This window comes from Nostoc cf. commune SO-36 (genome assembly GCF_023734775.1).
Classification (GTDB): domain Bacteria; phylum Cyanobacteriota; class Cyanobacteriia; order Cyanobacteriales; family Nostocaceae; genus Nostoc; species Nostoc commune_A.
This window is the reverse complement of the sequence record NZ_AP025732.1, coordinates 354,301-369,914: the sequence shown is the minus strand read 5'-3', so window position 1 is coordinate 369,914 and position 15,614 is coordinate 354,301. Positions and strand designations below refer to the sequence as shown.

Annotated in this window: 9 protein-coding genes and 1 pseudogene; 1 reads left to right on the top strand and 9 read right to left on the bottom strand. The window is 43.1% G+C overall.

What is annotated here, in order from left to right:
* Nucleotides 1-36 precede the first annotated feature (36 nt).
* Nucleotides 37-201 carry a hypothetical protein gene (locus ANSO36C_RS01695; protein ID WP_251958104.1) on the top strand — a complete coding sequence of 55 codons (165 nt, stop codon included), beginning with the start codon at nt 37-39 and terminating at the stop codon, nt 199-201.
* On the opposite strand, the gene ANSO36C_RS01690 is transcribed toward ANSO36C_RS01695, so the two are convergent.
* The 9 genes and pseudogenes from ANSO36C_RS01690 to ANSO36C_RS01650 all read right to left on the bottom strand — a co-directional run bounded on the left by ANSO36C_RS01690 (nt 174) and on the right by ANSO36C_RS01650 (nt 15,594).
* Nucleotides 174-1,886, bottom strand: a complete 1,713-nt coding sequence (locus tag ANSO36C_RS01690; RefSeq protein ID WP_251958103.1) for a putative bifunctional diguanylate cyclase/phosphodiesterase — start codon at nt 1,884-1,886, stop codon at nt 174-176. The genes ANSO36C_RS01695 and ANSO36C_RS01690 overlap by 28 nt on opposite strands.
* A 670-nt stretch (nt 1,887-2,556) precedes the next feature.
* On the bottom strand, nt 2,557-8,316 hold the full coding sequence (locus ANSO36C_RS01685; protein ID WP_251958102.1) for a WD40 domain-containing protein: 5,760 nt from the start codon (nt 8,314-8,316) through the stop codon (nt 2,557-2,559).
* A gap of 61 nt (nt 8,317-8,377) precedes the next feature.
* A complete protein-coding gene (locus tag ANSO36C_RS01680; protein ID WP_251958101.1) occupies nt 8,378-8,566 on the bottom strand; it encodes a hypothetical protein in 189 nt (62 codons plus the stop codon).
* Nucleotides 8,563-8,763 (bottom strand): hypothetical protein, encoded by a 201-nt coding sequence (locus tag ANSO36C_RS01675; RefSeq protein ID WP_251958100.1) that lies wholly within the window; start codon nt 8,761-8,763, stop codon nt 8,563-8,565. Before ANSO36C_RS01675 ends, ANSO36C_RS01680 begins: the two co-directional genes overlap by 4 nt.
* Before the next feature lie 30 nt (nt 8,764-8,793).
* A pseudogene (locus tag ANSO36C_RS01670) lies at nt 8,794-10,145 on the bottom strand (ATP-binding protein).
* 572 nt (nt 10,146-10,717) lie between these two features.
* Nucleotides 10,718-11,839: a glycosyltransferase gene (locus ANSO36C_RS01665; RefSeq protein ID WP_251958099.1), complete on the bottom strand. Its 1,122-nt coding sequence runs from the start codon at nt 11,837-11,839 to the stop codon at nt 10,718-10,720.
* 169 nt (nt 11,840-12,008) lie between these two features.
* On the bottom strand, nt 12,009-13,478 hold the full coding sequence (locus ANSO36C_RS01660; RefSeq protein WP_251958098.1) for an O-antigen ligase domain-containing protein: 1,470 nt from the start codon (nt 13,476-13,478) through the stop codon (nt 12,009-12,011).
* Between the two features lie 69 nt (nt 13,479-13,547).
* On the bottom strand, nt 13,548-14,474 hold the full coding sequence (locus ANSO36C_RS01655) for a glycosyltransferase family 2 protein (protein WP_251958097.1): 927 nt from the start codon (nt 14,472-14,474) through the stop codon (nt 13,548-13,550).
* Nucleotides 14,392-15,594: a glycosyltransferase family 4 protein gene (locus ANSO36C_RS01650; protein ID WP_251958096.1), complete on the bottom strand. Its 1,203-nt coding sequence runs from the start codon at nt 15,592-15,594 to the stop codon at nt 14,392-14,394. The genes ANSO36C_RS01655 and ANSO36C_RS01650 overlap by 83 nt, the downstream gene beginning before the upstream one ends.
* Between the last annotated feature and the right edge of the window lie 20 nt (nt 15,595-15,614).

The following is a 15,614-nucleotide window of genomic DNA, read 5'->3' as shown; positions in this document are numbered from 1 at the left end:
TAGTAATTTACATCACTTTCTGAAAAAATTAATTGGATGGAAATCAAAGTTCAAATTCGCAGAAACACCTGGATAGAGAGAATGAACCAACCCACGCTCGCTTATGTGGCAATGTCTCTACCAGATGGAACTCAGGCGGAGCAATTTGCAGCCGCCCGGCTTTGGGGCATCGCTTATGCTGTAATTATTTCCATCTGCTGAGAAATTTTCTGCAACATCGGGGCAATTATATCAGCAGGAACAGGACAACTGAAGTAAAAACCCTGACCTTCATCACATCCCTGCATTCGCAGGTAGTCAAGCTGTTCTTGGGTTTCCACACCTTCTGCCGTGATACTTAACCGTAGGCTCTTTGCTAGGGCAATAATCGCATTAGTGACGGCAGCGCTATCAGGATTAGACATGACATCTTGCACAAATGAGCGATCAATCTTGAGCATATTTACAGGAAAGCGCTTCAAGTAATTCAGGGAGGAATAACCAGTGCCGAAGTCGTCTAAAGCCAACCATATACCCAGTTCTCGTAATTGTTTTAAGGTTTTAACCGATCGCTCAATATCACTCATCAAGAAGCTTTCCGTTACTTCCAGTTCCAGATCAGATGCTTTAAGTCCAGTCTCCTCAAGAATTTGGTTGATCACCTCAACCAGATAAGGTTGTTCAAACTGTCGAGCTGACAGATTCACAGATATCCGAATTGGGGTAAATCCAGCAAGCTGCCAAGCACGGTTTTGAGCGCAAGCAGTTCGCAAAACCCATTCACCAATTGGTACGATCGCACCATTAGCTTCGGCAATGGGAATAAACTTTGCTGGAGCAACCAAGCCTAATGTAGGATGCTGCCAGCGAATCAACGCTTCCATAGCTGTAATGTGTCCACTGTGTAAGTCAATTAAAGGTTGATAATAAACCACCATTTCGTTGCGCTCAAGCGCCCCATGTAATTCATTTTCTAATGTCAGTCGCTCCTGCAACTGAGTATTAATTTCTGGCGAATAGAATTGGTATTGGCTACGTCCTTGCTGCTTCGCCTGGTACAGTGCTATATGAGCCTGTTGCAAGAGTTGATCTACGCTATTGTGATCATTTAGTCCATTAATTGTGATGCCGATGCTGGCGGTGATATGAATCAAGTTGCCTTCTAGAGAAAAGGGTTTGCTTAGGGTATTCAAAAGCACTTGAGATAGCTTAATCAGATTTTCAAAAGAATGAATTTCTATTTGGACAAGAGCAAATTCATCTCCACTCAAATGGGCAAGAATATGTGTTTGTGTTATGCAGGTTGATAACCTCTGGGCAACTGCTCTTAACAACAAATTTATTGCCTCATGCTCCAACCCATGACTTATAGCAGTGAAATCATCAATACTTAGCAAAAAGACAGCTACAAGGCGCTGGTTGTTTTCAGGTTTGGATAGAATTTCATGGAGGCGATCGCAGAATAAATCACGATTGGGTAATCCAGTTAGATCATCATAATTAGTGATGTAGTGAATTAACTCATCTAATTTGTGAAGAGTTTGTGAGGTATCTGCCATTAATGTACCGGCTTCATCAGCAAATTCCGTAGGCAATTCAGGTAGAGTTTTGGTACTTAGATAATTTTGTAATGCAGTTGATGTCAAAATAACTGGTTTGAGGAGGTGGTGTAGCGCGTAGAGAGTCACAGCCGTACCCGCTAATGTAGCTAACAAAGCAATGATCATAACTCGGATCGCCATATCTAAAGAATAGGAGTTTGAGATGACGAAACTCAAAAGTAAGGTCAAAAGCGGTACGTGAGTGCCCAAAAATGCCACCAACATGATTTTAGCGGTGTAACTTTTCTTGAGCCATCGGAAACGAGCTAGGAATGAGTAGAAAAAGAGGTTCTGATTGAGTTTCATAAATTCTGTTCAATAGTTGGCAAATTAGTTCCGAGCTATCCTGACAAAAGAATGTTTTGATTTACAATTCTGTTGAATTAGCTCCTCATGGAACCCAACCCTGATAAGGTTATATATTTATGTTTCCCAATATAGTTTTCTACTTAATATTTATAACGATAAAGTTTTTATAAAACTTATTGCACAAAAAAATCATCATTCAAACGGGAGCATCCCAAATGTGCAAAAACTTTGATCGCCCTCATCCCCTAACCCCTTCTCCCATCTTTGGGAGAAGGGGAACTAGAATTATGTCTCCCCTCTCCCAAAGATGGGAGAGGGACTGGGGGTGAGGGAAAAGATTTAAGCAAAATTGGGATGCTCCCATTCAAACAAGCTTGTATTGATGATTATACTGTCAGTATTTATTAGTTTTCCTTCAGTTTATATCCAGGGTAAGCTCATCTAATTTAGTCTAGGGTGAACTTGACAAATTAATTAAGATAGGCATAAAAAAAGGTGTAAAAAATGCACTTGAATTAAGAGCAAGAATAATGAGAAGACTTCAATGCTGTTGTGCCAAAATTCTCAGGAGTCAAGTTGATGTCACAGGGCTTTGAATGTTTATCTATTTCGTCTATTCCATATTGATACAGAATAAAGAGATAAGAGAATTAAAATGCTCAATTCCCTAATTCTGTAACTTTTTAATCTCTGCATCTGTAAACGGATTCTTCCCCGCCCGTAAATCTTTTACCCAGCGTTGCCGTTGTGCTTTACTATCTTTATCGTCAGTCTGGGCGATGTATGCTTCAAAGTCTTCAATTGCTCCTTGATAGTTGCCTGTAAGCGCCCTCGCCAAGCCACGGCTATCACGATTATTGCCATCTTCAGGTGCAAGTGTAACGGCTTTTTCACAGGCTGGTAATACATCAGCCGCTTGTTTTTGCAGACTACCATCCCAACACAGAGAGTTCCAAGAATCAGCAGTAATTTCAACTTTCGGATCAAGCTTGAGAGCTTCGGTATAAGCCGCTAGCGCTTCCTTAAACTTTTTCTCTTGTAAGCGGCTATTTCCTTCATCAACTAGGTGTTCAACCTTATCTTGATTCGCCAACTCTTTCGCTCTCGCCTGCGAATCAAACTTTAAATTATTATCCCACTGCTGTGCCTTGCGAAACTTTTCAACAGCGCCATTGATATCATCATTTCGCGCTAGCTTCTCACCTTGGATAACTAACACTGTTGCCCCCAACACCAAGCGAGATGGAGTTTGGCATGATTGCAACTCTTCTAACACTTCTGGATGGGCAACCAGGTAATTATTGAGCAAATTGCAAGCACTAAGTAATAAATCATTGAAATCCAAATCCCATAAAATCACGGCCTTGTCACCACTGCCAGAAGCCAGTGTCTTGCCATCGGGGCTGAAGACTACGCTAGTGACCAAACTGCTATGCCCAGCCAGGGTTTTCATGGCTTTGCCTGTGCTGACATCCCAGAGTTTGATCGTCTTGTCTTCACTGCCAGAAGCCAGTGTCTTGCCATTGGGGCTGAATCCGACGCTAATGACAATACTGCTATGCCCAGTCAAGGTTTTCATGACTTTGCCTATGCTGACATCCCAGAGTTTGATCGTCTTGTCTTCACTGCCAGAAGCCAGTGTCTTGCCATCGGGGCTGAATCCGACGCTAATGACTATACTGCTATGCCCAGTCAGGGTTTTCATGACTTTGCCTGTGCTGACATCCCAGAGTTTGATCGTGTTGTCTTCACTGCCAGAAGCCAGTGTCTTGCCATCAGGGCTGAATCCGACGCTATAGACCAAACTGCTATGCCCAGCCAGGGTTTTAATGGCTTTGCCTGTGCTGATATCCCAGAGTTTGATCGTCTTGTCATTACTGCCAGAAGCCAGTGTCTTGCCATCGGGGTTGAAGACTACGCTAGTGACCAAACTGCGCCCAGTCAGGGTTTTCATGGCTTTGCCTGTGCTGATATCCCAGAGTTTGATCGTCTTGTCATTACTGCCAGAAGCCAGTGTCTTGCCATCGGGGCTGAAGACTACGCTAAAGACCAAACTGCTATGCCCAGTCAGGGTTTTCATGCCTTTGCCTGTGCTGACATCCCAGAGTTTGATGGTGTTGTCATCACTGCCAGAAGCCAGTGTCTTGCCATCGGGGCTGAAGACTACGCTAGTGACCAAACTGCGCCCAGTCAGGGTTTTCATGGCTTTGCCTGTGCTGACATCCCAGAGTTTGATCGTCTTGTCATTACTGCTAGAAGCCAGTGTCTTGCCATCGGGGCTGAAGACTACGCTAGTGACCCTACTGCTATGCCCAGTCAGGGTTTTCATGGCTTTGCCTGTGCTGACATCCCAGAGTTTGATCGTCTTGTCATTACTGCCAGAAGCCAGTGTCTTGCCATCGGGGTTGAAGACTACGCTAGTGACCAAGCTGCGCCCAGTCAGGGTTTTCATGGCTTTGCCTGTGCTGACATCCCAGAGTTTGATCGTCTTGTCATTACTGCCAGAAGCCAGTGTCTTGCCATCGGGGCTGAAGACTACGCTAAAGACCCAACTGCTATGCCCAGTCAGGGTTTTCATGACTTTTCCTGTGCTGACATCCCAGAGTTTGATGGTGTTGTCATCACTGCCAGAAGCCAGTGTCTTGCCATCGGGGCTGAAGACTACGCTAGTGACCAAACTGCGCCCAGTCAGGGTTTTCATGGCTTTGCCTGTGCTGACATCCCAGAGTTTGATCGTCTTGTCATTACTGCTAGAAGCCAGTGTCTTGCCATCGGGGCTGAAGACTACGCTAGTGACCCTACTGCTATGCCCAGTCAGGGTTTTCATGGCTTTACCTGTGCTGACATCCCAGAGTTTGATCGTCTTGTCTTCACTGCCAGAAGCCAGTGTCTTGCCATCGGGGCTGAAGACTACGCTAAAGACCCAACTACTATGCCCAGTCAGGGCTTTCATGGCTTTGCCTGTGCTGACATCCCAGAGTTTGATGGTGTTGTCATCACTGCCAGAAGCCAGTGTCTTGCCATCGGGGCTGAAGACTACGCTACTGACCACACTGCTATGCCCTTCTAAGGTATTCGCCTCTACGGCACGATTTTCTTTCCTTTCATTTGGCTTTAAATAAACCGCTTGCTGTAAAGTTGCCACAGTCTGCATTAGGGTATCGCTTCTGTGCTGTGCCCAAAGTGTATGCTTGAGTTTGTTACTTGCCCTTAAAGCTGTTATTAAAGCATCTGGGTATTGTCCAGAGACAGCAAAGGCTTCAGAAGAATTATTGATGGCGTTAATTTGACTAACATTTGCTTCTACTGCCCACTGGAATGTTGCTGCTGCTAAAACAGCAAATCCTAAACCTGCGCTTATGGAACCAAGAAGGGCGCGTTTGAAAACACGATTAAGTTTTACTTCACTCAGCTTTCTTTGTTCTCGTTCTTTTTCCAGTTCCGCCATCACCTGCTTTAACTTCGGTTCCTGTTGCTGGCGGATAAAGGCGGCGATGTAGTCATGTACCAGTTGATAACGGTCTGCCGGGTTTTCTGGTAGCAAAACTACTAAGCCGGATTGGACAAAAATCTCTAACACTAAATCTAATTTGCTGATTTCAGAAGCTTGTTCCGCCCTAGTTTTTGATCCCCCCGCCTGCGGCGACCCCCTTAAAAAGGGGGTTGAAAGAATGAAGCCCCCCTTTTTAAGGGGGGTTGGGGGGATCTCCGAGAAATACGGCACTAAATCGCGTTCCAACTCAGCGCGAGTCTTCAAAGGGCGAGTTCCTTTTTCATCGGTCAGCAAATACAGTAATATGTCTGCTGCTTGCTGATTTTCTTCACCGCAATCATTAACAACTTCATCCAAATAACGCTTAACTAATTCTCCCTTAGTGCCGCGTTGCCGATATTCTGCCAGAGTTGTAATATTCTCCGTTTGCAGTTGCGCCCCCACAACCTGCAACTCAATGGGACGAACTTCACCCAATTCTCCGGCTAAATCTTGCACGAGTTGTTCAATTAAAGCAGGTTCTAAACGAAAACTAGTATTTTCAGTTAAACGCTGAATAATTGACTTTGTATCAGTAGGTGAGAAGTTCCCCAACTTGTAAAGCACATTATTACTGAGAATGTCATTGCCAATAATCTTGAGGCTGGACAAATCATTGCACTCTAGCAAGTAATGAATGTAATCTACCCGCAGCGATAAGATAACTTTCACCGATAGAACATTCAGACACTCTCCCAGAAACTCAAAGAATTGCTTTCTTTGTGCAGGTTCGGTGTAAACAAAGAAAAATTCCTCAAATTGATCGAAAATCAGTACTGTGCGGAGGTTGCGCTGTTCGTTTTTGCGAAGTTGGGAGAGGAGGGAGTGGGGAGTGGGGAGTGGGGAGTGGGGAGTTAGGAGTGAGGAGTGAGGAGTTTGAGTGTTTGAGGTCGGAGTTCCGAGTTCCGAGGTCGGAGTTCCGAGTTCTGAGGTTGAAGTTCCGAGTTCTGAGGTCGGAGTTCCGAGTTCTGAGGTTGAGGTTCCGAGTTCTGAGGTTGAGGTTCCGAGTTCTGAGGTCGGAGTTCCGAGTTCTGAGGTTGAAGTTCCGAGTTCTGAGGTTGAAGTTCCGAGTTCTGAGGTCGAACTTCCGAGTTCTGAGGCTGAACGTTGAGATTCAAACTCTCCCCACTCCCCATTCCCCACTCCCCATTCCCCACTTTTTCCCAAAAGCCTCCCCAATTCTTCCACCCAGTTGGTGTAAACTCGCATTACCACTGGTAAATAATCTTGAGTACCGATCGCTTTATTCTTTAAAGCTGGCACTAGTCCCGCATTCACCAGTGAACTTTTGCCGACACCCGATTGCCCATGAATTACTATCAACTTATAATCAGGGCGACCCATGCGTTCAATTAAACGTTCTACATCCAATAGGCGACCAGATGCAGCAATTTCTGGGGCAATGTTTCCCTGGGGAGAGTTTGAGCGCAATGTCTCGACAAATGCCTGTTTTGTAGCTTCTAACTTACCCGCACCAATAAAAGCCCGCAAACCAAATTGCTGTTCAATGGAACGCCTTTGCTGTTTAATTTTGTATGCTTTGAGATATTCTTTCTGCTCAAAGTAAAGCTGCTGCAAAAACCTGAGAATATCCAAGAAAAGCCTGATATCTTCTAGAGGATTACCCACATCTCTCGCAGTTTCTAGGCTGAGAGTTGCCTGTTTAGTTTGACCTAAATGGTATTGAGAACGACCTAAAATAAACTGATATAAACTCAAATCTTTTGACTTTAAATCTCTTGCGGGAATATCAGATAAAATCCCTGATGTATTTGCTGATTCCAGATTGGGAATCGTAGAAAAAAGCTTTAAGGCTTGCTGAACTAGCTGATTTGCTTTGACCCAGTTTTTTTGAGCTAAAGCTACCTCAGCTAAAAAACCGTAATCTTTGGCTAGTTCTCTTAGTTGGTTATTATTTTGATGGATTACTAAAGCTTGTTCGGAAAGACTCTGCAAGGTTTCCCACTTTTGCAAGTCTCGCAAGATATCACCGAATTTAACTACTGCATTAGCAATTAAATCTGGATTTATGAACTGGTTAATAAAATTTATATACTCTTGAATATAATGCCAAGTTGCTTGCCAATCTGGATGATTAATATCTTGATGTTTAAAAGCTTTTAAATAATAACAAAAGCCGATTTCGCCGAGGATTTTTATCTGGCGTTCTAAATTATTACTTTGCTGCCAAAGCTTATAAGCGTTGTGATAATGCTCTAACGCCGAATCTTTTTGATTATTTATCTGTTTGATAAAACCTAACAAAGATTCTAAATTAGCTTGAATTTCTAAATTATAAGCATCTGGTTCTTTGAGTAAATATTTTTGCGCTGCTTCTAACTCATTTTCCAGTTTGATATATTCATCTACGCTAAATTTTAAGTTATTACTAAACCATTGATTAGCGGTTTCGATGATAAAATCTACTAATTCTTGTGTTGAAATGGCAAAATTTCTCGTAGTTGCCCAACTTTCCAAATCTGGTGCAAGGTGTATTAGTTGCTTGTAGATTTCATCGTCAATCCACAACACTAAGGGAAAAGCAAAATTCTTGCGAAACTCTTCCCGCACCTGATTCGCAGAAGTTAACATTACAGATAAATTCTGCACTGATTCCAAACCCACAACCATCACACAGGCTGGTATCTCTTCGCTGAATTCTTCCTGAATGGTAGTATAAAGAGTTCTATTAGATTGCTGCACTGCCAAGACACGAATTTCGACTTGACAGATTTCTTGCAATCTGGAGATTAAGCGATCGCGCAAGCTAGCATAATTACACCGTGCCAATATCAGCTTAAACTGTCCCACGGAGGATTCGATCGCCCAAGCTAATTGTTTCAGAGAGCGCTCGCTGTTTACATGGTTATCTTTTGGTGGTTGCGAGTCTGTCATAAGTCATAAGCTGACGTAAATCTAGAGTTTAGGAGGCAGAAGAAAGATTAAAGACTACAAATTAAACTTCCTGGCGTTTTAACTCCTGTATCAATACTTGAGTGCGTTTGCTAGCTTCTCTTGCTTGTTGTCTAAAATACTTGGCTTGCTGACGGTCAGTTAAGCATACTTCAGATGCTTTTCTACTAAATTCAACAGCTTGTTTACTGAGTTCTTGAATACGAGTCTTTAACTCTTGGATTGTTTTCATATTTCCTCCTGTTCTGAAATTACAATCTCTAAATTTTCTATCTCTTCATAAAGTCTATCTGCTCTACTAGCTAGTAAGCTAGCGTCCTCAAAATCATTGTTTTCTATGGCTTTATCCGAAGCTGAGTACAATTCTTCTGTGATTTGGTGCAATTGTGCATAAGCTTTTAACAAAACATTTTTGGTTTCTGGTTTCATAATCTAATTATTCATCAGTTCCCTGGTTCCTCACTGCAACTCTCTAGCCTCTGCCAAAACGGGATTAACATCAAACCAAGACTCGCCACCATCCCGATATTCAAACACAAACCGACTGCGGATCAGTTTTTGATATCCGTGGTCATCACTCACCTTTTTCTTTTCTTTGACATGACGTAACAATTGCCACTCATCCTCAGAAATCGGTAACATTATCTCATTCCGCCGAGAACGAATAACTTGCTCTAAGGTTTCACGGGTTAAAGGAAGGCTCATTTCTTCCATAATCCAGGTATTCAGCAGCCTCAGCACATCGCGCACATGACCACCGCTCATTTGAACACAAGCGTTCTAGGCTAGCAGCACTATCAAAAATCTCGGTAACTTTATTTAAAACGCTCCTCTGGTGTCATGTCAGGAAAAGCTCTAGCAAGTACCATCTGCTGCATGAGTGACATTCCCTGTGTATGAACACTGCCATCACACCATTGTACAGGAACCATTGGTAATACTTTGGGGTCTTCTGGAAATCGCTGAGTCAGCATTCCGTAATCGTTGGAAAACTTCAAAGATAAGGGCATGGTGTAGATGAGATGACAATTCAGCTTCGTCAAAAACTCACCTTGGTCAACAAATAAATATTCTTGCTGCGGACGCCCCCAAGGTTTGACACGATTATCTATGCGGTCAAGATTATCGACAATTACCACTAGACCATTTTTACCCTGCTGTTTGAGTTTTGCGATCGCAGGTTCTAATAATTCTTGATTAATCGCTTCTAACAGCTTAGTTTTTTGCGGTGCTAAATACTGATTGAGTTTTTCTCGCAGGGTTGGGTCATTTTTCATCTTGCTAGTGATTTCCCCAATGCCCATAGATAGAGAAAGTTTTTCTTTATCTGCGGATAAACCAACATCACCAAGCACCGGAACCTTAACTTTTGCCCCCGTCACCTCGGAGTTTAAGACTTTCCAAGCACCTTGGAGCAACTCATTAAACTTGTTGGGTGACTCTAGAGTAATTTTATCAAGACTTTGACTTACACGCCGAGCGATCGCTAGCAGCACATCAGCAATATCGACATCGGTCATTTCCAAATCGTCACTGGACTCAAAATAGACGACATGGAAGCCTAATTTTTCCAGTTCTGCCTGTAACCGTAATAGTTCTGTCGATTTCCCACAACCAATATGCCCAGTAAATAGCGTGCAAGTGGGTTCATTGGGTTTAAAAAAGGTAATCTTCTGCTTCAGCTTGCCAAGAATATCCCCGCCTCGGACTGAGGAAAAATCTATGTAATACTTACCATCAGAGCTATTGTTGACAAACAGAGTTCTGCTGGGATCGCTAGCTTGATAAAATTCCCGTAAATCTATGGGCATAACCTGGTAATGCAACTATCTCGTATTGTCTTAACATATCCTTGTTCAAAAGGATAAAGTTATTTACATCTTTGCATCTAGATATTTCGGAAAATTTTTGCTTTTGCTCAAAGGATGGCGAATGGTTCATTAACTCACTTAGTGGCATTCGATATATTTTCAGCATTATGGCGAAAATGCAAGGACACACACATAAGTAGAGACGTTGCAATGCAACGTCTCTACATTAATCCCAATTATTTATGAAGTTGCACAAAATCAACTTTGGTGAGATAACTAGTTCTAAGCAACCTCACAGATAATCTGATACCATTTCTTTGTGAGGCTGCGCCAAATTTTCTTTCTTCCTTTGTGTCCTTTGCGCCCTTTGCGGTTCGTTCCTTATACAATTTGGCGCATCTCTATACAGAATTGGTATGACTTTTCACGGCATCTGAAAAACCTCTCTCTAAATCTCTCTCCTAAAAGGAGAGAGACTTTGAATTTCCGCCTTCCCGCATCGGGAAGGGGGTTAGGTTTTTCGTGGACTTTTCCACATAACGTGAAAAGTCAGCACAGATAATTGCCATAACTTAAGAAACACTTGGTATTGCAGAACGAATTGCATTAATTAAGTTTTGAGCATAGTTCTGCGTTGAAAAATCGAGGGCACGTTGCCTAGCAGCCATTCCTGCACTCTGAGCAAATTCTTGCTCGTCAAGATAGCGGAGAATTGCGATCGCTAATTTATCTGCATCGCCGTAAGGTGTTAATAGTCCATTCATGCCATCGGTAATAATCTCTGTTGGGCCGCCTGCATCGCCAGCAATCACAGGTTTACCCAGGGCCATCGCCTCAATAATCACAATCCCAAAGGGTTCTTTATCTGATGCATGAACAAATACATCCATCGCCTGCACCCACTCTGGAATATTACGCTGTAGTCCAGCCATAATTACCTGCTCTTTCAAGCCTAAAGTGGCAATTTCTGCTTTTAAGAAGTCCTCGTATTCCGGTTCTAAATCGTGCTTACCGCCAACTACCAGACAATGGGCATCGGGATACTTCTGTAAAATTTTGGGCATTGCTTGCACCAGTACGTGCATACCTTTCCATCGTTGCAATCGTCCAACAATTCCAATCAACGGCCTATGTAAAGGTAAGCCCAGTTTCCGCCGTGCTTCTTCACAAGAAGGTAAAGCGTTAGGCTCAAATCGATCTAGTGCGACACCAGGATAAACTAAAGGTGTTGGTCTATGAGGCCAAATTTCTGCCTGTGCTTGCTTACCATCTAGCGAGAGAGTGATAATTGCCTGTGCTGGAATTAAAGTAGCGAGTCGCACCAACCAAGTTTTGTCACTAGGCACTTCTAGTTGATACCACACAGCAGGCAAGCCAGCCAGCATCGCCGCCAAACCTCCAGAGATATGTGTAATCCACATCCAATTGACAATTATATCTGCACGTTCGCGGCGAGCGATCGCAGCTATCTGAAAAACAGCGCCAATAAAACGGTGGATTTGGCGTAAACGTCCACTTTCCACAACTCGCGCATCAATACCAAGAGACTTTACTTCTTCGACCATCGGGCCGTGTTTTAAAAATATCACCAACCACTCAACACCAGCATTACGTCCTTGCTGTAACAAATCCCAAAGCATCATTTCACCACCGCCTCGTTGCTCGGCTAATGGCATTACAATAATTACTTTCATAATTTATATCAGTCCTATTTAAGTTGTAAAATTTATCGAACAGAATTCAGGAGTCAGGAGTCAGAATTCAGAATGAATTCTGTACGACTGGTGGATAGCGCAGCGTTAGCGAGTATTCGAGCGTCGCGTCTTGATTCTGACTCCTGAATTCTGACTTCTGAATTCTTCTTCAACAGATTCTCGACTTCTCTAAGAAGTCGTGGGTGTTGGAGGGCAGCCGAGGATTGGTATAGTACTTATGCCCTGCCATAGCCATAGCTAAAAATCCCCAAAGAATCATACCTGCTACGCTCAACATACCGCTACCGATAATTAATTGTGCAGCAGAACTGATGCCAATGGCACGGGCAGCACTGATAAAGCTATCGAAACGACCTTCACCATAGCCGCTAACACTGATAATTAACAAGATTAATCCACCCATATAAAAGATGGCTCCAAACCAACCAAGGGTGAAAAACATATCTAAAATGCCACTATCAATTACCACGACTTCAATCTGACCAGTTTTTTCGTTGACTTTCCAAATATTTCCTAAGCCGTTACCTAGACCATTAGAGAGAGCTAAACCCAGGTTTCTGTCGTAACTTCCCGATCTATCTTTAAAGCTATTATCGTCTTCAAGATTAGAAAAAGTTTCTAAACGGGCTGCGACAACGCCAGAAATTGGCTCGATAGTTGTCAATGGCACAACACAAATTGCCATAACTACAATTATGGTAATTAAGCGCATTTGAATTCTGGTTTTGACTGAACCTATAATCAAAATTATTCCAAATAACCAGCCCCCCCAATTAGTACGTGCTTGCGTCAACAGGAAGGACAAGTAACCAACAGCCGAAGCTGGAAGAATTAAACTTGCTGAACTAGTAAATAACAATAGCAATCCAGCCTGCATGACAGAACCAAAGGGGCCAACTGAGTGCAATGTACTCCAGACGCGCATCTCAAAAGGTGCAGGGTTTCCAGAACTCGTGAATAATTTTGATTGTATAAGCCAGTATCTATCCCACTCAGGAGCTACTACAAATTGATATATGCCATAAGTTCCTAAAATCAACACACACCAAAGGAATGTTCGCTGAATATTCTGGCGATAACTGGGATAATCTCGCCAGTTACTAAATAAGTGAAAAGCGAAGATAATCGGACTGAGCCAATCTAGTAGACCGCGTGCTACAGGGACAGGTGGGTTGTAAATCAGACCGACTAGAAAGCCATAGAACACTCCAATAAAAGCCAAAACAAACGGCAAACCCCCTTGGCGAGAGGCGCGGGGAAAGTGTCGTAAGAATGTTGCTATGGTTATAAACACCACTAAGTAGGGTGCTATAAGCATTTGACGGGTAGCGTCCCAGCCGACTCGATAGTCAACTAAGCGAGTAGCTAAAGGTGTGAGAAACCAGATCCACCAAGTAAAGCTGATGTAGAGAATGGGATGCCGCAAGTATAAAAATATGGCTACTATTAAAGCTGTAACCGGGTAAATTAGGCGCAAAGCGGCAGTAGCACCAGCAAAATAGCAAACTACAGTTAATAATATAAAACCTGCGATCGCCATCCAACCCTGTAGCGATCGCTCTTCGGGAGAATAGTTTTCTTGTAAAAAACTATTGAAAAGTATCTGTCTAGAATTCATTCAATTTTCGATTTTGGATTTACACATAAAAAATCCCAGATGAAATAATCGATCTGCAATGACAAATGACTAATGACCAATGACAAATTGTTTATATCCTTGCCAACGCCCACGCCACGATGCCAGCAACTTTTTCCCTGCCAACTGCCCTTGGCTAGGTAAAAATCTCAGCCATTGTACTAAACCCAAACTATCGGATGTACCCACGAATACTGCCCAAAATAAAAATACAATCCGGCGAATAAATGGCAAATGTTCTAATAAAGCTAAGGTTTCATTATGGACTAAATTAATAAAGGCAATTTCATTAAAGTTATTTCGCTGATCTTCGTCAAAACGTTGTGCTGGATAATGATCTACAGCAACGTTAGGATCATAAATTATCTTCCAACCAGCCCGCTTTAATGCCAGAGTGAATGCCATTTCAAAATGTACCTGCGCTCCAGTACCACGCATCCGCTCATCAAAGCGCATTTGTCCGATTGCTTGGGTACGAAAACTCATGTTCACGCCCTTGAGAATATCAACTTCGCGGGGTTCTCCCACTCCCAGGTGATGGTTGCCAATCACTCGCCCAAACCACTGTAAGCGCCCGACTAATAGACGAGATTCGTCTTCTAATTTGCTGCCGTGGTGTACCCAATCACGCCCACCAAGACCACCAATGCAACTATCACAGATGAAATGAGCGGCAATGCGCTCTAACCAATCCGGGTGAGGTGCGGCATCATCATCAGTAATAGAAACAATATCACCTTCCACTACTGCTAGTCCGGCGTTGAGGGCTGCTACTACCCCAGGTTCTGCCACTTTCACGGTATGCAATGGCAAATTGTGCGCTGTGTATTGCGCCAGAAATTGCCAAGTTGCTGTATCTGTATCGCGGACAACCACTATCACCTGATCAACGGGTTTAGTTTGTTCCTGTAGCGCCAAAAGGCAGCGTGAGAGGTCTTGTGGACGGCGATAAGTTGGTATGAGAACGGTGTTCCGCATTCTTGCTTAACTCCTCGAATAAATCCACATAAGTTTTTGCCATAGTAGTCCAGCTATATTGTTCTGCTACAGAGCGAGCTGCTTTACCCATCTGTTGCATCAGGGCGGAATCGCTCACCAAAGACATCAACGCCACAGCTAAAGCATCGACATCATCTGAGTCAGGTAAGACAATGCCACATTCTGGTGTCACCAACTCTGCACCTCCGGTAGCTGTGGCAGTAATTACTGGCAGTCCTGAAGAAAGTGCTTCTAACAATACGAGGGTGCAAGCTTCGTATCGGGAAGGAAAAACAAATAAATCTACTGATCGCATAATTTCGGAGATATCAAGTCGATATCCGATAAAATGCACACGTTCAGTTAACCCCAAAGAAGCCGCTAATTGCGGGAAGGGACTACCTTCTACACGACCCACCACCGCCAGATGCAAATCGGGAACTTTCGCCAAGGCGTGCAAGACTGTATCTAAATTCTTTCTGCGTGTGCGGATGTCTCCAGCAAACAGTGCTAGGGTGACGTTCTGCGGTAAACCTAATTTTTGGCGATTGCTTTCACCAGGCGTAAACTCTTCTAAGTCTACGCCATTGACAATTACCCGAATCCGAGAACGCGGTACACCAATGCTGACTAATTCTTGGGCTACCTTTTCCGATACAGCCACAACAACCTTAGCTCTTTGGAAAGCCTGTTTTTCCCAACGCGCATTAAAAGCTGTAAATAGCCACTGGTAAAAGCCATATAAATCACGGCGGTTGCGGGAAATATGAACAGGCGATCGCAACCATGAACTGTGGACAAAATGTACAGCATTTACATCAGCCGCAGTCATGTTAATTGCTCCATTGACTTTAACTAAATCAATGCTAGAGCGATTTTTAAGCAACCAATCTGCACTTTTTTGAGCAAATATTAAATTACGTACAAATTCTGTGGGATAGCTTTTAACTGGAATTGAAATCCAATTAACTTGACTATTTTTTTCCAGTTCTGGTGCGATTTCACTAGCCAATAATGTCAGTTCATAGCCATGACGAATTGCTTCTTGGACAACTTCATAGTTTACCCGTCCCTGACCATCACCTTTTTTAATTTTATGAGTGACAATACAAAGTTTCATATCCTATTTTTCTTAATTTA